The organism is Halomonas piscis (assembly GCF_031886125.1).
Classification (GTDB): Bacteria; Pseudomonadota; Gammaproteobacteria; order Pseudomonadales; family Halomonadaceae; genus Vreelandella; species Vreelandella piscis.
The window spans coordinates 2,060,229-2,079,271 of sequence record NZ_CP119391.1 but is presented as its reverse complement, the minus strand read 5'-3'; the positions used below and the strand labels follow the sequence as shown (position 1 = coordinate 2,079,271).

Genomic DNA, 19,043 nt, shown 5'->3' with positions numbered 1-19,043 from the left:
TACGGAGCATGGCATGAGCGTTTCCACGGCGTTATCTGACACGACGGACATTCCTGCCTATATGCAGGCGGTGGGCTCGGCGGCCCGGGAGGCGGCGCAGGGCCTTAGGCGAGCCGACAGCGGGCACAAGAACGGCGCGCTCGAGGCCATGGCCGAGCGGCTCGACAAGGCCCGGGAAGCGGTGCTGGCGGCCAACGCCGACGACATGCAGCGCGGCCGTGATGCCGGGCTCGATGCCGCGCTGCTGGATCGTTTGGAACTGACCGAGGCGCGCATTGACGCCATGATTGCCGGGCTTCGCCAGGTCGCCGCGCTGCCCGACCCGGTGGGCGAGGTCGACGGCCTGCGCGCCCGCCCCAGCGGCATTCAGGTAGGGCAGATGCGCGTGCCGCTGGGGGTCATCGGCATTATCTTCGAGTCCCGGCCCAACGTCACCGTGGAAGCCGCCAGCCTGTGCCTGAAATCCGGCAACGCCTGTATTCTGCGCGGCGGCTCCGAGGCCCGCTCCTCCAACGCCGCGCTCAGCGAATGCCTCAAGGCCGGCCTGAAAGACGCCGGGCTTTCCGCCAGCGCAGTGCAGGTGGTCGCCACCACCGACCGCGCCGCCGTGGGCGAGCTGATTCGCATGCCCAAATTCGTCGACGTGATCATCCCGCGCGGGGGCAAGTCGCTGATCGAGCGGGTCTCCCGGGAAGCCAGCGTGCCGGTGATCAAGCATCTGGACGGGGTTTGCCATGTCTATGTGGACGCCACCGCTGACGTCGACCAGGCGCTGGCCATTGCGGTAAACGCCAAGACCCAGCGCTACGGCACCTGCAATACCCTGGAAACCCTGCTGGTGGATGCGCCCGTGGCCGAGCGTTTGCTGCCGGCGCTGGCCGAGCGCTTTGCCGAGCACGGGGTGGAGCTTCGCGGCTGCCAGCGCACCCGCCAGGTGTTGACGCGCATTACCCCGGCCAGCGACGACGACTGGAGCGAGGAATACCTGGCGCCGGTGCTGGCGATCAAGGTGGTTGACGGCGCTGACGACGCCATGGCGCACATCGAGCGCTACGGCTCACAGCATACCGACGCCATCGTTACCCGGGACTACAGCCTGGCGCGGCGCTTCATGGCCGAGGTGGATTCAAGCTCGGTGATGGTCAACGCCTCCACCCGCTTTGCCGACGGCGCCGAGTACGGGCTGGGCGCGGAAATCGGCATTTCCACCGACAAGCTTCACGCTCGGGGGCCGGTGGGCCTGGAAGGGCTGACCACGCGCAAGTATATCGTCTTCGGCGACGGTCAGACCCGCCAATGAGCCGGAAAGAGGCGCCCGCTTCAGGCGCCGCCGGAGCGCCGCGCATCGGCATGCTCGGCGGCACTTTCGACCCGGTGCATCTGGGCCATCTGCGCAGCGCCGTGGAGCTTCACGAAGCGCTGGCGCTTGACCGTCTGCACATGATTCCCGCCCCCCAGCCGCCGCTGCGCGGGCGCCCTCAGGTTGCGGCCGAAGAGCGGCTGGCGCTTCTCGAGGCGGGCATCGGCGATACCCCCGGACTTTATGCCGACGGCCGCGAGCTTGCCCGCGAAGGGCCGTCCTACAGCGCCGACACGCTGGCGCAGCTGCGCGACGAATACGGCCCGGCCGCGCGCCTTGTCATGGCGCTGGGGGAAGACGCCTTTTCCCGGCTGGCCGACTGGCACGCGCCGGCGCGCCTTTTCGACCTGGCGCACATTGTGGTGATGGCCCGGCCGGAGCATTCCCTTGAGCCAACCGCTCGTCTTGAGGAACTCATCGGCCAGCGCGAGGTCGCAGACGCGCAGGCGCTCATGCGCTCGCCCTGTGGCGGGCTTTTGCGCCTGACGCTGCCGTCGCGCATGGCCATTTCCGCTACCGCCATACGGCAGCGCCTGCAGGAGGGGCGAAGCGTACGCTATCTCCTGCCCGCGGCCGTCGAACGCGCCGCCGTGTCCCGGCGGCTCTACCAATAGGCTGCCTGCCAGGCGGCAATAGCGCTGGCAGTCACGCCCAAAGCCGTTACAATGGCCGGCTTTTACACGGTTTCCCACGGAGTTGGCAATTACCTCTCATGCACATTGATACCTTAAAGCAGCTGGCGCTTGACGCCCTGGAAGAACTCAAGGCCCGGGATATAAGCACAATCGACGTGGCCGCGCTGACCAACGTCACCGACGTCATGATGGTGGCCAGCGCCACCTCGACGCGCCACGTCGCGGCGCTGGCGCAGAACGTGGTGGAAAAGGCCAAGGCCGGCGGGCTTGCGCCGCGCGGGGTCGAGGGCGGCAGCAACGCCGACTGGGTGCTGGTGGACCTCGGCGACGTGGTGGTGCACGTCATGCTGCCCGAAGCCCGCGAGCTTTACGATCTGGAGCGCCTGTGGGCCGACCTGCCCGCCGAAGGCGGCGTCGAACAGCTGCGCGAGCGCCTGGAAGAGCAGGCCGGCGGACGGTGAGGCTGCGCCTGCTGGCGGTGGGCACGCGCATGCCCGGCTGGGTGGAAGAGGGCGTGGCTACCTATCGCAAGCGTCTGCCCCGCGACTTCGCTCTGGAAGTGGAAGAAATCGCCCCGGCCCGGCGCGGCAAGAATACCCCCGCCGACAGGGCGCGAGAACAGGAGGCCCGGCGCATGGGCGAGCGCCTGAAAGGCGACGAGCACCTGGTGGCGCTGGAAGTCTCGGGCAAGCCCTGGAGCACACGCCAGCTGGCCCGACAGGCCGAGGGCTGGCGCATGGAAGGGCGCGACGTGGCGCTGCTGGTGGGCGGCCCCGACGGCCTTGATCCGGCGCTCTCCGCCCGGGCGCAAAGCGCCTGGTCGCTGTCGCCGCTGACCCTGCCGCACCCGCTGGTGCGGGTGATTCTGGCCGAGCAGCTGTACCGCGCCTGGACGTTAGTGGTCGGTCATCCCTACCACCGCTGAGGGCGTGCTGCCGGCACGTTCACGGCCTGATCCACCGCCATAGCCGGGAGTCCGCGCGATTGTTTTGCCTTCACGTAACCGTTAGCCGCTGCCATGCCACCGCGCCTTGATACGCTGAAAAACACCGAGCAGGAACTGCGGATCTTTCGCCGGCGGGCGCTGCTGGCACTAGTGGTGGTGGTGGCGCTGACCGCGCTGCTGGTGGGTCGGCTGGTCTATCTCCAGGTCGTCGAGCACGACAAGTACAGCACCCGCTCGGAGAGCAACCGCGTGCGCGTGGAGCCGCTGCCGCCGACCCGCGGACTGGTCTACGACCGCAACGGCGTGCTGCTGGCCGAAAACCGCCCGACCTACAATCTGACCCTGGTGCGCGAGCGGGTCGACGATCTGGACCGGACCCTCGAGCGCCTGGTCACGCTGCTCGAGCTTCCCCAGGACGACGTCGCGGCGTTCAAGAAGCGCTCGCGCCAGCGCCAGCGGCCCTTTCAGCCGGCGCTTTTGATGAGCGATCTGACCCAGGAGCAGATCGCCCGGCTGGCGGTCAACCGCCACCGGCTGCCCGGCGTGGAAGTCGAGGCCCAGCTGCTGCGCTACTATCCCCACGCCCGCATCATGTCCCATGCGCTGGGCTACGTCGGGCGGATCAACGCCGAAGAGCTCAAGAACCTGGATGCCGGGCGCTACGCCGGCACGCACTTTATCGGCAAGACCGGCATCGAGCGGTTTTACGAGCAGCAGCTGCACGGCCAGGCGGGGCTGCGCAAGGTGGAAACCAACGCCCGGGGGCGGGTGCTGCGCGAGCTGGGCCGCCAGGACCCGGTGCCGGGCAAGAATCTCACGCTGACCCTGGACACGGACATGCAGCAGCTGGCGTTCGATTTGCTGGACGGCCGGCGCGGCTCGATCGTTGCCATCCAGCCCGACAGCGGCGATATCCTGGCGCTGGCATCGGCGCCGGGGTTTGACAGCAACCGCTTTGTCACCGGGATCGACGTCGCCTCCTACCAGGCGCTGCAGCAGGACATCGACCTGCCGCTTTTCAACCGGGCGATTCGCGGTCGCTACCCCACCGGGTCGACGATCAAGCCCTTTGTCGCCGTTGCCGGGCTGCGCGAAGGCGTGATCACGCCGAACAAGACGATCAACGATCCGGGGTATTTCCAGCTGCCCAACGACTCGCGCCGCTATCGCAACTGGCTGCGCTGGGGGCACGGCCGGGTGGATATGGAGCGCTCGCTGGCGGTGTCCAACAACACCTACTACTACTCGCTGGCCCATGACCTGGGAATCGACAAGCTCGAGCGCCAGCTGGGGGCTTTCGGCATGGGCCAGCGCGTGGGGCACGACATCCAGGGCGAAAGCAGCGGGCTGCTGCCGTCCCGGGAGTGGAAGCGGGAGCGCTACAACCAGTCCTGGTATCCCGGCGAGACGCTGTCGGTGGGCATCGGCCAGGGGTACCTGCAGCTGACGCCGCTGCAGCTTGCTGCGGCCACGGCGACGCTTGCCAACAAAGGCGACTGGGTGAAGCCGCACCTGGCGAGCAGCATCGGCGACGAGCCGCTGCCCGACGAGCTCCCCGACACTCCCGACGACATCGACCTGCCCGATCCGAGCGGCTGGGACACGGTGTTCAGCGGTATGGAAAAGGTCCTCAGCGGCCACGAAGGCACCGCCCGGCGCACCGGCAAGGGGCTCGAGTACCGCATGGCGGGAAAATCGGGGACGGCCCAGGTATTTTCGCTGGGCCGGGACGAGCGCTATAACGCCGAGGAACTGGCCGAGCGCCTGCGCGATCACGCGCTGTTCATTGCCTTTGCCCCGGTCGAGGATCCGCAGATCGCCGTTGCGGTCATCGTCGAGAATGCCGGCGGCGGCAGCACTCACGCCGCCCACCTGGCCCGGGCGATGACCGATGCCTGGCTGCTGGAGGAGGGCCACATGCCCGGCGAGGATAAGGACTCGGCGGACTTGGGATCCGCCGCCGGCCGCAGCAGGGAGGATGACTAGCCATGCCCTGGACGACGCTTTCCCGCCTGCTCAACCGCTATCCCGTGCGCCCGCCGGACAGCGGCATGTCCCGGCGCAAGAGCCTGTGGCAGAGCCTCCACCTGGACCCCTGGCTATTGGCGCTGCTGCTGGCGCTGGTCGGCGCCGGGTTGCTGGTGCTTTACAGCGCCTCGGGCAAACACACCGACATGGTGGTCGGGCAGGCCCTGCGCTTTGTGGTGGCCTTTGGCATCATGGCGGCGCTGGCGCAGTTTCCGCCGGCGACGTTTTATCGCTGGGCGCCGCTGGCCTACGGCCTGGGCGTGGTGATGCTGATCGCCGTGGAGCTGGTGGGGGATATCGGCATGGGTGCCCAGCGCTGGCTGGAAATCCCCGGCGTCGTGCGGTTTCAGCCCTCGGAAATGATGAAGCTGGCCACGCCGCTGATGGTGTCCGCCTACCTCAGCCGCACCGGCCTTCCGCCGCGCCTGCCACACCTGTTCGTCGCCGCCGTACTGATCGGCCTGCCGGTGGTGCTCATCGCCATGCAGCCGGACCTGGGCACGTCGCTGCTGGTCACGAGCTCGGCGCTGATCGTGGTGCTGCTGGCGGGTCTCTCCTGGCGGCTGATCGGGTTTTTCCTGCTTCTCGCCGGGGCTGCGCTGCCGCTTTTATGGATCAATCTGCAAAACTACCAGCGCCAGCGGGTGCTGACGTTTTTGAATCCCGAAAGCGATCCGCTGGGATCGGGCTGGAATATCATCCAGTCGACCACGGCCATCGGCAGCGGCGGGCTTCAGGGCAAGGGCTGGTTCGAGGGCACCCAGTCGCAGCTGGAGTTTCTGCCCGAGCGCCACACCGACTTTATCGTCGCCGTGCTGGGTGAGGAGTTTGGTCTGATAGGGATGATCGCGCTGCTGGCGCTGTATTTTGTCATCGTGTGCCGGGGGCTGTGGCTGGCCGCCGGTGTTCAGGATACCTTTGGCCGGCTGATGGCCGGCAGCGTCATCCTGACGTTTTTCATTTACGTGTTTGTCAACGTCGGCATGGTCAGCGGCATCCTGCCCGTGGTGGGGGTGCCGCTGCCGCTGATCAGCTACGGCGGCACCTCGAGCGTGACCCTGCTGGCGGGGTTCGGTATTCTCATGTCCGTCCATGCCCATCGGCGGCTGCTGCCGCGCTGATCGGCCCGGAACATGGCAACGCTACCGCCACCATCCGCCGTTTTCAGGAGTAAACCAATGTTAGAGAAAGCCTCTCGGCCGCCATGGCTCGTCTCGGCCCTGCTGACGCTAGGCCTGCTGGCGGCAGCGCCCTCTGTCGCCGCCGCCCCGGACTTTGATCCGGAAGAGCCCGGCTCCGCCGCCGCGGCGCTGGTAGACGAGCTGAGCGCAGAGGGGCTGCCCCGGGACTTTCTCGTGACGGCGCTGGCCAGGGCCAATGCCAGCGAGGAGGTGCTGGACGCCATGTCCGGCGCCGTCGAGCGCCACCTGGCGTGGCCCGAGTACCGGGCGATCTTCTTCACCGCCGAGCGTATTGAGCAGGGTGTCACCTTCATGGAACGCCACCGCGAAGCGCTGGAGCGGGCGCGGGCTACCTACGGCGTGCCGCCGGAAGTGATTACCGCCATCATCGGCGTGGAAACCTACTACGGACGCCACAAGGGCGACCACCGCGTACTGGACTCGCTGGCCACGCTGGCGTTCGAGCACCCCGAGCGCGGCGATTTCTTTCGCGGCGAGCTGGCGGCGTTTCTGCGCCTGGCCTACGAGCAGGACATGGAGCCGCAAAGCCTGCTCGGCTCCTACGCCGGCGCCATGGGCTATCCGCAGTTCATCCCCACCAGCTATGACGCCTATGCCATCGACTTTGACGGCGACGGTCAGCGCGATCTGTGGCATAACCCGGTAGACGCCATCGGCAGCGTGGCCAACTACTTTGCCGAGCACGGCTGGCGCCGGGGGGAGGCCGTCTACCAGCCGGCGCTGGGACCAGAAGCGCCCCCCGACGCCTTGGCGCTCAACCGGACGTCGCCGCCCGACACGACGCTTGGCGAGGCCGTGTCGGCCGGCGTCTACCCGCTGGGGCGTACGCTTGAAAGCCTGATCGATGACGCCGAATCCCCGGTAGTGCCGCTGCGCCTGGCCGCAGAGACGGGGCCGCCCACTTACCGGCTTGGCGGGTACAATTTCTACGTGATCATGCGCTATAACCACAGCCACCTTTACGCCATGGCAGTGGCCGAGCTTGCCCGGGCCATTGCCGCTGACGCCCAGTCATCCCATCAGGACGAGGACTCGGCATGAGATCATGCTTTGCCGTATGGCCCGCTGCCGTACCCCCCAGGCTTATTTTATCTACCGCCGTGGTCTGTGCGCTGCTGGCGCTTGCCGGCTGCGCCGGCCAGAGCCCGCGCCCCTCGGCGGGGGCAGCCGACGAAAGCGCGGCAGCCGACAAGAGTGTCAAGGCCGATAGCGGCGGGCGCTACGCCATGAGCGCCGACGCCTACCCGCTGGACCCGCCGGACGTCTCCGACGTGCCCGACGCCGTGCCGCGCGTCGAGCCGCGCTCCCGGGCGGGCAATCGTTCAAGCTACACGGTGTGGGGCAAAAAGTACCGGGTGCTGCCCGATGCCCGCGGCTACAGCAAAACCGGGACGGCCTCCTGGTACGGCAAGAAATTTCACGGCTACGCCACCTCCAGCGGCGAGATCTACGACATGTATCGGATGAGCGCGGCCCACCGCTCGCTGCCGCTGCCGACGTTTGCCCGGGTCACCCGGGAGGGGACGGACAAGTCCGTCATCGTGCGGGTCAACGATCGCGGGCCGTTTCACAGCGAGCGCGTCATCGACCTGTCTTACGCGGCGGCCTCGAGGCTGGGGATCACCGATGACGGCACAGGAAGGGTCAGGGTAGAAGCCATCGACCCCGAACAGTGGCTCGCGCAGCAGGGCGAGGCCGCGCCCGAGGCAGCGGCGAACACGTCATCGAACCGGCCGACCTCGCCCAGGCGGCCGCCGGCAAGGCAGACCCCGGCGGACAGCACCGAGCCGGGGCCTGCAGGAAGCGGCGCCTACTGGCAGGTAGCGGCGCTGGAGAGCCGGCCGGGGGCGCAGAAGCTCAAACGCCGCCTGGAGGGCGAGCTGGGGGAAGACGTGCGCATCGATCCGGGCGACGGGATTTACCGGGTCCAGGTCGGGCCGGTCATCGCCGAAGGCGATGACGGTGCGCTGCGCGAGGCCCTGCGTCGGGCAGGCTTTCCCCGGGCGTTTATCGTGCGATAATGCGCCCCGGACGCAAGCGGCGTATAGTGCGCGCCTTGCCGTTACTGAATGTTTTAAACGAGAAATCATGTGATGAAAGCGTTGTTCGCAAACTCTTTTTCCGTCGCCTCCACTCAGCGTCTGGGGCGCCGCCTGCGGGCGGCAGCGCTGGGCCTGGTGGCGGCGGCTGCGGTTACCCTGGCGCCGGCCATGGCCAGCGCCCAGGCGGTGCCCAAGCCGCAGACGCTCATTCCCGCCGCGCCGACACTTGCCGCCAGCTCGTGGATCTTGATGGATGCCAACAGCGGCCATATTCTCGCCCGGCAAAACGCCGACAAGCGCCTGCCGCCGGCGAGTCTGACCAAGCTGATGACCGCCTATCTGGTCGAGCGCGAGCTCAATCAGGGCTCCATCGAGCCCGATGACAAGGTCAACGTCAGCGAGAAGGCCTGGCGTACCGGCGGCTCGAAAATGTTTATCGAAGTGGGTAATCAGGTGTCCGTGGAAAAGCTTCTGCACGGCATTGTGATCGTCTCGGGCAACGACGCCAGCGTTGCCATGGCCGAGCACCTGGCCGGCGGCGAGGCGCAGTTTGCCGACCTGATGAATCAGCACGCTTCCCGGCTGGACATGGAGAACACCCATTTCAAAAACGCTACCGGGCTGCCGGTGGAAGGCCACTATTCCAGCGCTCATGATCTGGCGCGGCTGACTCGCCATATCATCAACGACTATCCGGAGCACTATAAAATGTACTCCGAGCGCAGCTTTACCTACGGCGGTATCGAGCAGCCCAACCGCAACCGCCTGCTGTGGCGCGACCCATCGGCCGACGGGCTGAAAACCGGCTGGACCGATGCCGCCGGCTATTGCCTGGTGTCCTCGGCCAAGCGCGATGAGATGCGCCTGATCGCGGTGGTCATGGGCACCAAGTCGGAAGAGGCCCGGGTTCAGGAGACCCAGAAGCTGTTAAGCTACGGCTTTCGCTTTTATGACACCCGGCACCTTTACGAGCGCGGTGCGGTGCTGGCCTCACCGCGTGTCTGGGGTGGCGAGATCGACAAGGTGCGCGTGGGCGTGGACAGCGAAGTGACCATGACCCTGCCGCGCAACCGCAGCGAAGAGCTGCAGGCTCGGCTGAACCTGGATAGCGACCTCAGCGCTCCTGTTGCGAAGGGCGACGAAGTGGGCACGCTCGAAGTCACCCTGGGCGACAAGGTTGTCGGTACGCGCGCCCTGGTCGCTCTGGAAGACGTCGAGGAGGGCGGGCTGTTCAAACGCCTGATGGACCAGGTCAAGCGCTTCTTCAGCGGCCTGCTGAGCCGCTTTACCGATTAAGCCTGGGGCTCCCCCGGCTGTCCACGACGAGCAAGCAGGAGGAAACATGCAGTCAGGCCGCAATCGTGCGTTTCGCGACATGCGCCAGGCCGGGGCGCAGAAGAGACCCGAAATCACCTTTCCGTGTGACTACCCGATCAAGGTGGTTGGCGACGCGGCAGAGGACTTTGCCGCCGTCGTGTGCGAGGTGACCAAGCGCCATGCGCCGGACCTCGACGCCGCCGGCATTCAGGTGATCGACAGCCGCAACGGCCGCTTTCAGTCGGTGCGCCTGAGCATTCGCGCCACCGGCGAGGCGCAGCTGAAGGCGCTGTTCGAGGAACTCAAGGCCACCGGCCGCGTGCACATGGTGGTGTAGCGTGGGCGAGCTGGCGGCGATCGAGCTCCACCGGCTGGGGCGGCGTGCGTACCTGCCCGTGTGGCAGGCCATGCGCGAGCTGACCGATACCCGGGATGACCGGGCGGCCGACCAGTTCTGGCTGGTTGAACACGAGCCGGTGTTTACCCAGGGGCAGGCCGGCAAGCCCGAGCACGTGCTGATGCCCGGCGAGATCCCCGTGGTTCACACCGACCGCGGCGGCCAGGTGACCTACCACGGCCCCGGCCAGGTGGTGCTGTACCCGCTGATCGACGTGCGCCGGGCAGGGCTTGGCGTGCGAGCATTGGTGACGGCCATGGAAAACGCGGTGATCGATGTGCTGGCCGGCTACGCCGTCGCCGCTCGGGCAAGGCCCGATGCGCCGGGCGTTTACGTGACTCTCGCCGGCGGAGAGGAAGCGAAGATTGCCTCGCTCGGCCTGCGCATCCGCCGCGGGTCGAGCTACCACGGCGTGGCGCTGAACGTCGACGGCGACCTGGCGCCGTTTTCCCGCATCAACCCCTGCGGCCATGCAGGTATGCCCATGGCGCGACTGTCTTCGCTGATCGAGCGCCGGGAAGACGCAGAAAGGGCGAGCGTGGAGCGGGTCGGCGAGCAGCTGGCCCGGGCGCTGGCGCGGCGTATCGAGCGTGAGCTGACACCCGTATCGCCAATAACGCCTGGCGCCAAGGCATAGCGCCGTTCAAGAAGCCGTTCAAAAAAAACCGCCGCCTCTGAGGTGACAGGGGCGGCGGTTTTTTGTGCGTCGGTGGCGGATCGCTTAGCTAACGCTTTGTACCGGGATCAGGTTGTCGTCGTCGCCGGCTTGCTGGCCGGGGACGGCGGCCGGCGAAGCCAGCCCCAGGTTGTTTTTCTCGAATACTCGGTCGGCGCGGTAGCTCGAGCGCACCAGCGGGCCGGAGGGCACCTCCATGAAACCCTTGGCAAGCCCTTTTTGGCGGTAGTCCTCGAACTCTTCCGGGGTGACCCAGCGCTCCACCGGCAGGTGGTTTTTCGTCGGGCGCAGGTACTGGCCGAGGGTGACGATATCCACGCCGATGTCGCGCAGGTCGTCAAACGTCTGCATGATTTCCTCGTCGGTCTCGCCAAGCCCCAGCATGATGCTGGTCTTGGTGATAAGGTCCGGGCGGTGACGCTTGGCGTGGGCCAGCACGTCCAGCGTCTGGCGGTAGCCGGCGCGGGGGTCGCGGACTCGGGAAGTCAAGCGTTCGACGGTTTCGACGTTCTGGGCAAATACCTCAAGGCCCGAGTCTGCCACCCGCTCGATGGCGGCGGGGTCGGCGTCGAAGTCCGGGGTCAGCGCTTCGACCACCACCTCGGGGGTGCGCTCCTTGATCGCGCGAACGCAGCTGGCGTAGTGGCCGGCGCCGCCGTCGTCCAGGTCGTCGCGGTCTACCGAAGTCAACACGATGTAGCGCAGCCCCATCAGCTCCACCGAGTTGGCGGTGTTGGCCGGCTCGTCCTTGTCCAGCCAGCCCTGGGGGTTGCCGGTATCCACCGCGCAGAAGCGGCAGGCACGGGTGCATACCGAGCCCATCAGCATGATGGTGGCGGTGCCGTTGCTCCAGCATTCGCCCAGGTTGGGGCAGTGGGACTCGGCACACACGGTGCTCAGGTTGTGCTTGGCGACGTTTTTTTTCACCGCCTCAAAGCGCTCGCCGCCGGGAACCCGCGCGCGCAGCCACTTGGGCTTGCGCGCAAGCGAAGCATCGGGCTCGGCGTCAGCCGCCGCCTTGCGCTGCTTGATTCCGTCCTTGATGACTGACATACCGCGATCGTTGCGGAATTTTTCGCCGCTTTGCACGCGCTGCAAGGTATCGTTGCTCATGACTGATAAGAGCCTCTACTGTGCGATGACGGGCCATGCCGCCGATAATCGGGGCGCCAGCACGCCAATGGATGCGTCGGTAAATGCGGTCAATGTAACATGATTACCGCCGCGCGAGATATTTTCCCGACCTTTGTCCCGGGGCTGTCGCCGATGGCCATACCCAGAGTCATTGCCCGGAAAAAGAGGGACAGATAGTCTCGGCTCGGATGGCCGTGGCTAACGGCGATGGCCCCCGCCATTGCGTCGGCCGGGCTAGCGCTTCGTTTGGGCGTAGGTTAGGGTAGGCGCATTTTTTCACTCGCGCAAAATGGGCCAGGCAGCGCGATACGTCTGTTCAACCGCCGTTTTATTTTTGTCGGCACGGTATTAAGTGGAGCACTATGGGCAAGTCACTGGTCATCGTTGAGTCGCCGGCCAAGGCGAAAACGATCAACAAGTATCTCGGCCGCGATTTCATCGTCAAGTCGAGCGTGGGTCATATCCGTGACCTGCCGACCAGCGGCTCGGGTAAAACGGCTACCGATCCCAAGGCGCGGGCACGGCAGGCCGCCGCCACGCGCAAGATGTCGCCGGACGAAAAGGCCGCCTATAAAAAGCGCAAGGCGCATACCCAGCTGATCCGCCGCATGGGCATCGACCCGGACAACGGCTGGGAGGCGCATTACGAAACGCTGCCGGGCAAGGAAAAGGTGGTGGCCGAGCTGAAAAAGCTCGCCGCCGACGCCGATGCGGTTTACCTGGCAACGGACCTGGACCGCGAGGGCGAGGCCATTGCCTGGCACCTGCGCGAGGCCATTGGCGGCGACGAAGATCGCTACAAGCGCGTGGTGTTCAACGAAATCACCCAAAACGCCATCCAGGAAGCCTTCAAGGCCCCCGGCTCGCTGAACATCCCCCGGGTGGAAGCCCAGCAGGCGCGGCGTTTTCTCGACCGCGTGGTAGGCTTCATGCTGTCGCCGCTTTTGTGGGCCAAGGTGGCGCGGGGGCTTTCCGCCGGGCGGGTGCAGTCGGTGGCCATGCGGCTGATCGTCGAGCGCGAGCGCGAAATTCGCGCCTTTATCCCCGAGGAGTTCTGGGACGTTCACGCCGATCTGGTCACGCCCGAGGGCGAACCCGTGCGCTTTGTGCTGGCGCGCCAGAACGGCGAGGCGTTTCGCCCCGTCAGCGAGGCCGAGACCCTCGAGCGCATTGCCGGGCTGAAAACTGCTGATCTGGCGATCACCGCCCGGGAAGACAAGCCCACGCGCTCAAAGCCCAACGCTCCCTTTATTACCTCGACGCTGCAGCAGGCGGCAAGCGGGCGGCTGGGCTTTTCGGTAAAAAAGACCATGACCATGGCCCAGCGCCTTTACGAGGCGGGCTACATCACCTATATGCGTACCGACTCCACTAACCTGGCCCAAGACGCGGTGGAGAGCGCGCGCGGCTTCATCAGTGACGAATACGGCAAGCGCTACCTGCCCAAAACGCCCAACCGCTACGCCAGCAAGGAAAGCGCCCAGGAGGCTCACGAGGCCATTCGTCCGTCGAACGTCGAAACCCGGGCGACCGACCTTGCCGGCATGGAGCGCGACGCCGAGCGTCTTTACGAGCTTATCTGGCGCCAGTTCGTGGCCTGCCAGATGACCCCGGCCGAGTATCTTTCCAGCACCCTGAGCATTGACGTTGACGGCTATGAGCTGCGTGCCAGGGGCCGGGTGCTGAAGTTCGACGGCTATACTCGGGTAATGAAGCCCTCGGGCAAGAACGAAGACCAGCGTCTGCCCGACCTGGCCGAGGGCACGCTCATGACTCTCGACGCCCTGGATCCCCAGCAGCACTTCACCAAACCGCCGGCGCGCTATACCGAGGCCGCGTTGGTGAAGGAGCTGGAAAAGCAGGGCATCGGCCGGCCGTCGACCTACGCCGCGATTATTTCCACCATCCAGGATCGCGGCTACGTCAAGCTGGAAAACCGGCGCTTCTACGCCGAAAAGCTCGGCGATATCGTCACCGAGCGGCTGAAGGAGTCGTTCCCCGACCTCATGGACTACTCTTTTACGGCGCGCATGGAAGACGAGCTGGACGACGTGGCCGAGGGCGAGCGCAACTGGCGGGCGCTGCTGGACGCTTTCTACCACGAGTTCCGCGACGAGCTTGCCCGGGCCGAAAGCGAAGACGGAATGCGCCCCAACCAGCCGGTGCCCACGGATATCGACTGCCCCAGGTGCGGTCGCCATATGCAGATCCGCACCGCCTCCACCGGCGTCTTTCTGGGCTGCAGCGGCTATAACCTGCCGCCCAAGGAGCGCTGCAAGACCACCATTGACCTGATTCCCGGCGAAGAGGCCGTCGCCGCTGACGCCGGCGTTGACGCCGAAACCGACGCTCTGCGCGCCAAGCGCCGCTGCCCGCGGTGCGAAACCGCCATGGACAGCTACCTCATCGACGAGACGCGCAAGCTGCACATCTGCGGCAACAGTCCCGACTGCGGCGGCTACGAGGTCGAGCAAGGCAAGTTCAAGATCAAGGGCTACGACGGGCCGGTCATCGAGTGTGACAAGTGTGGCCACGAGATGCAGCTGAAGTCCGGGCGCTTCGGCAAATATTTCGGCTGCACCAACGAAGCCTGCAAGAACACTCGCAAGCTATTGCGCAGCGGCGAGGTGGCGCCGCCCAAGATGGACCCGATTCCCATGCCCGAGCTTGCCTGCCAGAAGGTCGACGATCACTATGTGCTCCGCGACGGCGCCAGCGGGCTGTTTCTGGCGGCGAGCAAGTTTCCCAAGAATCGCGAAACCCGCCCGCCTCTGGTCAAGGAGCTCAAGGCCCACGCCGACGAGCTGCCGGAGAAATACCGCTTTATTCTCGATGCGCCAAGCGAAGATCCCGACGGTCGCCCGGCGCAGATCCGCTTTTCGCGTAAGCAAAAGGCCCAGTTTGTCATGACCGACGACAACGGCAAGGCCACGGGGTGGAAGGCCACCTTTGAAGATGGCAGATGGCAGGTAGAGGACAAACGCAAGAAGTAACGCCCGAGCGGGGCGGGACATACCGGCTTCGCCGGGACGCCGTAAAAAAACGTCTTCTGTTGCGTGCAGCAGGTCTGAACCCGTGGCATGCTGCCAAGGTCACACACAGATGGCGCAGGGCTATCGCAGTTAGATAAGCAGTCATCCATAGACACGCAGCCCACGTCATAGGCACTCTGACCAGTATCCCTTCTGTGCCGGCATCAAGGAGTGATATGGCATCTGTCACCAGCTGCTTTTCTGATCTGCCCGATCCCAGGGGCACCAACGCCCGTCACGAGCTTGATGAGATCCTGTTCATTGCCTTGTGTGCGGTCCTCTGCGGGGCGGAGGACTGTTCAGATATGGCGTTGTTCGGGCAGTCAAAGGAAGCGTTCCTGCGCCGTTTCCTGTCGCTGCCCCATGGTATCCCCAGCCATGACACGTTCAGCCGGGTCTTTCGCCACCTGGATCCGGCGGCCTTTCACGACCATTTTCTCTCCTTCATGTCACGCTTCGCGGAACAGGTAGAAGGAGTCGTCGCGGTGGATGGCAAGACACTCCGGCGCTCCTACGATCGAGCGGCAGCGAAGTCGCCGCTCCACCTTGTCAGCGTCTGGGCCGCCGATCAGCGCCTGGTGTTGGGCCAGCGCGCCGTCGATGAAAAATCCAACGAGATCACGGCGGTACCGGAGCTGCTCAAGCTTCTGTCTCTCTCTGGCGTGACGGTGACGGCCGACGCCATGCATTGCCAGCGGGCCCTTTCCCAGCAGATTACGGAGGAAGGCGGGCACTATGCCCTGGCGGTCAAAGACAACCAGAGGGCTTTGCTCGACGACGTTCAATTCATGATGGAGACAGCAAGCGCCGGTGAGCCCCACGTTGACAGCGGTCATGGCCGTGTCGAGTCACGCCAGGCGACGGTGATCACCGATATTGACTGGCTGCAGAGCGCCCATCAGTGGCCAGGCCTGAAGGCCGTGGGGCGCATCACTCGCCGCCGTGAGCTGGCTGAGCAGGCCACAGAGGAGACCGCCGACTACCTGCTGAGCGATGCGCTGTCACCAGATCAGCTCATTGAGGTAACACGCCAGCACTGGGGCATCGAGAATCACCTTCACTGGGTGCTCGACGTCACGATGCAGGAAGATCAGAACCGGAGCCGGCGTGGGCACAGTGCCGAAAACCTGGCGTTGCTACGTCGACTGGCGCTTAACGTCGCCAAACTGGAGCCTTCCAAGGGCTCAATGAAAGGCAAGCGGAAACAAGCAGGCTGGAACGACGACTACCTATTGGCGCTTATCCGGCAGTTCGCTCAACTGCGATAGCCCTGACAGATGGCGTGCCCCAAGCCTAAAAGGAGAGGTATATGCGCTATAATCAAGTACGCGATCTGATTGACTGGGCGGCCGACTTTCACGGGCGGATGGCTCGTCAGTTCGGCGATCGGGCCAGGGACGCGGAAAGCGAACGCCTGCAAATGGCGCTGAATTACCTGGCAAGCCAGGAGCTGCGCATGAAATCCGGGCTCGAGGAGGCGCTGGAAGAAGGCTCCGTCCACCAGGAGGTGCTCAACACCTGGTTCGACGACCCGGGCGACTTTCCCCAGCCGCCGGGGCTTGAACGCCTGGCCCAGTACGCCACCTATGACAGCATCGAAGCGGCGCTGCAGACGTCGACGGAAGCGCACAACGCGCTACAGGAGCTTTACGAGTATCGTGCGAAAAAGGCTGTGATTCCGGCCGAGGAGGAGTTCTTCAGCTCGCTGGCTGAAGGTCACGAAGCCGAGGTACGGCGGATTGTCTCGCAGTTCGAGGATTTCAGCGATATCTAGCTGAGGGTAGCGGCCCCTGTACCGTTTATTTTCCTGACAAGAGTATGCCTTATGCCTCTGGATCGTCGCCGCTTTCTGGCCGGTACCGCCGCCTTTCTTACCGTCCATGCCGCGCCGGCCAGCGCCGGCTTCCTGGCCGAGCTTGCCTTTCATGATCTGGTCGAGCAGCAGCTGGAGGAGGCCGTGCATCCGCGATTTCCCGGCGAAGTCTGGGTGCTGGTGGACGGACGAAAGCTGTCGCTCGACGTTTACCGCGGCCGCGAGCGTATCCAGCACTTTGCGCCGGTATCGCTGGGGCGCGGCGGGGCGGAGAACCAGCGCATCAGCGGCGGTAGCGTAACCCCCAGAGGCGAGTTTCGCGTCAACCGCTTCAACTTCGACAGCCGCTGGCACCTGTTCATGGGCGTGGACTACCCCACACCCGATCACGCGCGTATGGCCCTGCGCACCGGGCTTTATTCCCGCGAGGATTACCAGGCGTATTTCGATCACTACCGCCGCTACGGGAAGCCGCCCCAGGATACCGTGCTGGGCGGCGCCATTGGCCTGCACGGGCTGGGAGAGGCCGACCCCGATATCCATCGGCGCATGAACTGGACCCAGGGCTGTGTGGCCATGACCGATACGCAAATTGAACAGCTGGAAGAGCTTGTCGGCATTGGCACCCGTGTCGTTATTCGCTAAGGTGTTGTTGTCGAAGATTGTTCAAAGTTTCAGCATTTGAACATAGGATGCTAGACAAACGTTGTTGGCTATAATACAACAGCGTCTCGCGTCTGTGCTTCGCGGCACATGTCGCTGCAGTAAACCTGCAAATTGCAGGTAGACAAGCATGTATTAGGGCTTTAGCCTTATGCCTGTCGTTTCATTAATGTAGCACCAAGGAAGATTCAAGGAGAACACCATGACTCTGAAGACGACCCTGAAAATGTCTGCCGCTGCCGCTTCTCTGGCTATCCTGGCCGGCTGTGCTTCTACCAGCGCACTGGAAGAAGTTCGCACCACGGCAGAATCCGCTCAGGCTGATGCCGCTGAAGCGCAGAGCACTGCGTCTCAGGCGATGAACACTGCCAAGCAGGCACAGCGTGACGCACGTGCTGCACTGCAGATGTCCGAGAAGAACCGTGAAGAAATGAACCGCATGTTCGAGCGCTCCATGCAGAAGTAAGCCGCATGGAAACCGCAAGGGGCAGCTGCCCTTTGCGGCGGCTTTGACATAGCACAAAAAAACCCTGCTGCGGCAGGGTTTTTTGTTGTCCGGACGACGGGGTTAGTCGGCGGCGTCGCCTTTTTCCTCGGGCCGGGATTTCAGCTGGAGGTTTTTCAGCAGAGTGGCGGTGTTGCGGTTTTCGTCGCTTTCTCGGGGCGCTTCTGCCTGAGGGCCGGAAAGTGCCAGGATACTGCCGTCGGGATCTTCGATGGCCTGCTTGACGCGCTTGTAGTCGATTTCGACCCCGTCTTCGCCGGTTTTCGCTTCGATGATTTCCAGAGCGTTGAGCAGCGGTTCGAAATCTTCGCTGTTTTCTTCCAGCTGCGGGAACGACTGCACCAGCAGGCTGCCGTCGCTGTCCCAGCCGGCCTTGAACGGCGCGTCGATGATATTGACCCGGGTGCTGCCCGGCAGCCGCTCGTACAGCGACTCGATATCCTCGGGGTACATGCGGATGCAGCCGCGGCTGACGCGCATGCCCACGCCTTCGGGGCGGTTGGTGCCGTGGATCAGGTAGCTTGGCAGACCCAGCAGGATAGCGTGGCGCCCCAGGGGGTTGTCCGGGCCGGCGGGCACCACTTCGGGGGCAGGTTCGCCGCGCTCGGCGGCTTCCCGGCGCATGGAGGCCGGCGGCGCCCAGGCCGGGTCCTTGACCTTTTGCGTGGTCTTGGTGACGCCTACCGGGGTAGCGAATTCTTCACGGCCGACGCTGACCGGGTAGGTCTCGACGATGCCCGGCTTGTTTGCCGGATAGTAGTAAAGGCGTAGCTCGGAAAGGTTGATGACGATGCCTTCGCGCTTGACGTCGGGAAGGATATAGCGGCTGGGAAGATTGACTTCGGTGCCTTCGCCGGGCACCCAAAGGCTGACACCGGGGTTGGCCATGCGCATCTCTTCGTAGCCGATGTTGTGCTTTCGGGCAATGTCGACCAGCGTCTGCTCCTGGTCCTTGACGGTGACCGTATATTGCTTGCCGATCACGTCGCCTTCTTCGGGGAGATGAAACTGCCCCCGGGGCAGGTCGTTGGGGCCGGCATCCGGCGTGTCGTCGTCGGCGGCCTGCTCGGGCGTCGAGGCCTTGCTCTTGGCTGTCAGGGCGCGGGCGTTTTCCAAAAGCGTGGTGGCAGACTCGCTGTCAGCGCTGGGGCTCTCGGCGTTCGCTTCCTTGAGCGAAGCCGCCGTGGCACTGGCAGGCAGGGTGAGGCAGGCAGCGCCGATAGCAGCGGCCAGCAGCGTGACGGCGGGGGCCGTGGTCAAACGGCGAGGGGCAGCGTTGGCTTTCATATCGTG

Annotated in this window: 18 protein-coding genes; 16 read left to right on the top strand and 2 right to left on the bottom strand. The window is 65.0% G+C overall.

Going from position 1 to position 19,043, the window contains the following annotated elements; all coding sequences use genetic code 11:
* Nucleotides 1-13: 13 nt before the first annotated feature.
* From P1P91_RS09685 to lipB, 11 genes are all read left to right on the top strand, one after another.
* Complete coding sequence (locus tag P1P91_RS09685; RefSeq protein ID WP_311882264.1) at nt 14-1,300, top strand: glutamate-5-semialdehyde dehydrogenase; 1,287 nt, start codon at nt 14-16, stop codon at nt 1,298-1,300.
* The gene (gene nadD / locus P1P91_RS09680) at nt 1,297-1,974 is read left to right on the top strand and encodes a nicotinate-nucleotide adenylyltransferase (RefSeq protein ID WP_311882263.1); all 678 of its coding nucleotides are present in this window, start codon (nt 1,297-1,299) and stop codon (nt 1,972-1,974) included. The genes P1P91_RS09685 and nadD overlap by 4 nt, the downstream gene beginning before the upstream one ends.
* Before the next feature lie 98 nt (nt 1,975-2,072).
* Nucleotides 2,073-2,456 (top strand): ribosome silencing factor, encoded by a 384-nt coding sequence (gene rsfS / locus P1P91_RS09675; protein ID WP_311882261.1) that lies wholly within the window; start codon nt 2,073-2,075, stop codon nt 2,454-2,456.
* Nucleotides 2,453-2,920 (top strand): 23S rRNA (pseudouridine(1915)-N(3))-methyltransferase RlmH, encoded by a 468-nt coding sequence (gene rlmH, locus P1P91_RS09670; RefSeq protein WP_311882260.1) that lies wholly within the window; start codon nt 2,453-2,455, stop codon nt 2,918-2,920. The genes rsfS and rlmH overlap by 4 nt, the downstream gene beginning before the upstream one ends.
* 93 nt (nt 2,921-3,013) lie before the next feature.
* Nucleotides 3,014-4,927 (top strand): penicillin-binding protein 2, encoded by a 1,914-nt coding sequence (gene mrdA / locus P1P91_RS09665; protein WP_311882258.1) that lies wholly within the window; start codon nt 3,014-3,016, stop codon nt 4,925-4,927.
* Nucleotides 4,928-4,929: 2 nt separating this feature from the next.
* On the top strand, nt 4,930-6,090 hold the full coding sequence (gene rodA, locus P1P91_RS09660; protein WP_311882256.1) for a rod shape-determining protein RodA: 1,161 nt from the start codon (nt 4,930-4,932) through the stop codon (nt 6,088-6,090).
* 57 nt (nt 6,091-6,147) lie between these two features.
* Nucleotides 6,148-7,212, top strand: a complete 1,065-nt coding sequence (mltB, locus tag P1P91_RS09655; protein ID WP_311882254.1) for a lytic murein transglycosylase B — start codon at nt 6,148-6,150, stop codon at nt 7,210-7,212.
* Nucleotides 7,209-8,192, top strand: coding sequence for a septal ring lytic transglycosylase RlpA family protein (locus tag P1P91_RS09650; RefSeq protein WP_311882252.1), 984 nt, complete (start codon nt 7,209-7,211; stop codon nt 8,190-8,192). The genes mltB and P1P91_RS09650 overlap by 4 nt, the downstream gene beginning before the upstream one ends.
* 72 nt (nt 8,193-8,264) lie before the next feature.
* Complete coding sequence (locus tag P1P91_RS09645; RefSeq protein ID WP_376717186.1) at nt 8,265-9,509, top strand: D-alanyl-D-alanine carboxypeptidase family protein; 1,245 nt, start codon at nt 8,265-8,267, stop codon at nt 9,507-9,509.
* A 46-nt stretch (nt 9,510-9,555) separates the two neighbouring features.
* The gene (locus P1P91_RS09640) at nt 9,556-9,867 is read left to right on the top strand and encodes an HP0495 family protein (RefSeq protein WP_311882251.1); all 312 of its coding nucleotides are present in this window, start codon (nt 9,556-9,558) and stop codon (nt 9,865-9,867) included.
* A 70-nt stretch (nt 9,868-9,937) separates the two neighbouring features.
* On the top strand, nt 9,938-10,564 hold the full coding sequence (gene lipB, locus P1P91_RS09635; protein WP_311885767.1) for a lipoyl(octanoyl) transferase LipB: 627 nt from the start codon (nt 9,938-9,940) through the stop codon (nt 10,562-10,564).
* Nucleotides 10,565-10,648: 84 nt separating this feature from the next.
* On the opposite strand, the gene lipA is transcribed toward lipB, so the two are convergent.
* The gene (gene lipA, locus P1P91_RS09630; protein WP_311882250.1) at nt 10,649-11,716 is read right to left on the bottom strand and encodes a lipoyl synthase; all 1,068 of its coding nucleotides are present in this window, start codon (nt 11,714-11,716) and stop codon (nt 10,649-10,651) included.
* A 383-nt stretch (nt 11,717-12,099) separates the two neighbouring features.
* Here lipA and topA point away from each other — a divergent pair, with 383 nt between their 5' ends.
* The 5 genes from topA to P1P91_RS09605 all read left to right on the top strand — a co-directional run bounded on the left by topA (nt 12,100) and on the right by P1P91_RS09605 (nt 17,711).
* On the top strand, nt 12,100-14,730 hold the full coding sequence (topA, locus tag P1P91_RS09625; protein ID WP_311882248.1) for a type I DNA topoisomerase: 2,631 nt from the start codon (nt 12,100-12,102) through the stop codon (nt 14,728-14,730).
* Between the two features lie 215 nt (nt 14,731-14,945).
* Nucleotides 14,946-16,037: an ISAs1 family transposase gene (locus P1P91_RS09620; RefSeq protein WP_311882247.1), complete on the top strand. Its 1,092-nt coding sequence runs from the start codon at nt 14,946-14,948 to the stop codon at nt 16,035-16,037.
* 41 nt (nt 16,038-16,078) lie between these two features.
* Nucleotides 16,079-16,543: a 2-hydroxyacyl-CoA dehydratase gene (locus tag P1P91_RS09615; RefSeq protein WP_311882246.1), complete on the top strand. Its 465-nt coding sequence runs from the start codon at nt 16,079-16,081 to the stop codon at nt 16,541-16,543.
* 51 nt (nt 16,544-16,594) lie between these two features.
* On the top strand, nt 16,595-17,227 hold the full coding sequence (locus P1P91_RS09610) for a L,D-transpeptidase family protein (RefSeq protein WP_311882245.1): 633 nt from the start codon (nt 16,595-16,597) through the stop codon (nt 17,225-17,227).
* Nucleotides 17,228-17,447: 220 nt separating this feature from the next.
* On the top strand, nt 17,448-17,711 hold the full coding sequence (locus tag P1P91_RS09605) for an Lpp/OprI family alanine-zipper lipoprotein (RefSeq protein WP_311882243.1): 264 nt from the start codon (nt 17,448-17,450) through the stop codon (nt 17,709-17,711).
* 102 nt (nt 17,712-17,813) lie between these two features.
* On the opposite strand, the gene P1P91_RS09600 is transcribed toward P1P91_RS09605, so the two are convergent.
* On the bottom strand, nt 17,814-19,037 hold the full coding sequence (locus P1P91_RS09600; RefSeq protein ID WP_311882242.1) for a L,D-transpeptidase family protein: 1,224 nt from the start codon (nt 19,035-19,037) through the stop codon (nt 17,814-17,816).
* Between the last annotated feature and the right edge of the window lie 6 nt (nt 19,038-19,043).

Coding starts and splice junctions, on each gene's coding strand:
- P1P91_RS09685 (WP_311882264.1), top strand. CDS start 14: ATGAGCGTTTCCACGGCGTTATCTGACACGACGGACATTCCTGCCTAT.
- nadD (WP_311882263.1), top strand. CDS start 1,297: ATGAGCCGGAAAGAGGCGCCCGCTTCAGGCGCCGCCGGAGCGCCGCGC.
- rsfS (WP_311882261.1), top strand. CDS start 2,073: ATGCACATTGATACCTTAAAGCAGCTGGCGCTTGACGCCCTGGAAGAA.
- mrdA (WP_311882258.1), top strand. CDS start 3,014: ATGCCACCGCGCCTTGATACGCTGAAAAACACCGAGCAGGAACTGCGG.
- rodA (WP_311882256.1), top strand. CDS start 4,930: ATGCCCTGGACGACGCTTTCCCGCCTGCTCAACCGCTATCCCGTGCGC.
- mltB (WP_311882254.1), top strand. CDS start 6,148: ATGTTAGAGAAAGCCTCTCGGCCGCCATGGCTCGTCTCGGCCCTGCTG.
- P1P91_RS09650 (WP_311882252.1), top strand. CDS start 7,209: ATGAGATCATGCTTTGCCGTATGGCCCGCTGCCGTACCCCCCAGGCTT.
- P1P91_RS09645 (WP_376717186.1), top strand. CDS start 8,265: ATGAAAGCGTTGTTCGCAAACTCTTTTTCCGTCGCCTCCACTCAGCGT.
- P1P91_RS09640 (WP_311882251.1), top strand. CDS start 9,556: ATGCAGTCAGGCCGCAATCGTGCGTTTCGCGACATGCGCCAGGCCGGG.
- lipB (WP_311885767.1), top strand. CDS start 9,938: ATGCGCGAGCTGACCGATACCCGGGATGACCGGGCGGCCGACCAGTTC.
- lipA (WP_311882250.1), bottom strand. CDS start 11,716: ATGAGCAACGATACCTTGCAGCGCGTGCAAAGCGGCGAAAAATTCCGC.
- topA (WP_311882248.1), top strand. CDS start 12,100: ATGGGCAAGTCACTGGTCATCGTTGAGTCGCCGGCCAAGGCGAAAACG.
- P1P91_RS09620 (WP_311882247.1), top strand. CDS start 14,946: ATGGCATCTGTCACCAGCTGCTTTTCTGATCTGCCCGATCCCAGGGGC.
- P1P91_RS09615 (WP_311882246.1), top strand. CDS start 16,079: ATGCGCTATAATCAAGTACGCGATCTGATTGACTGGGCGGCCGACTTT.
- P1P91_RS09610 (WP_311882245.1), top strand. CDS start 16,595: ATGCCTCTGGATCGTCGCCGCTTTCTGGCCGGTACCGCCGCCTTTCTT.
- P1P91_RS09605 (WP_311882243.1), top strand. CDS start 17,448: ATGACTCTGAAGACGACCCTGAAAATGTCTGCCGCTGCCGCTTCTCTG.
- P1P91_RS09600 (WP_311882242.1), bottom strand. CDS start 19,037: ATGAAAGCCAACGCTGCCCCTCGCCGTTTGACCACGGCCCCCGCCGTC.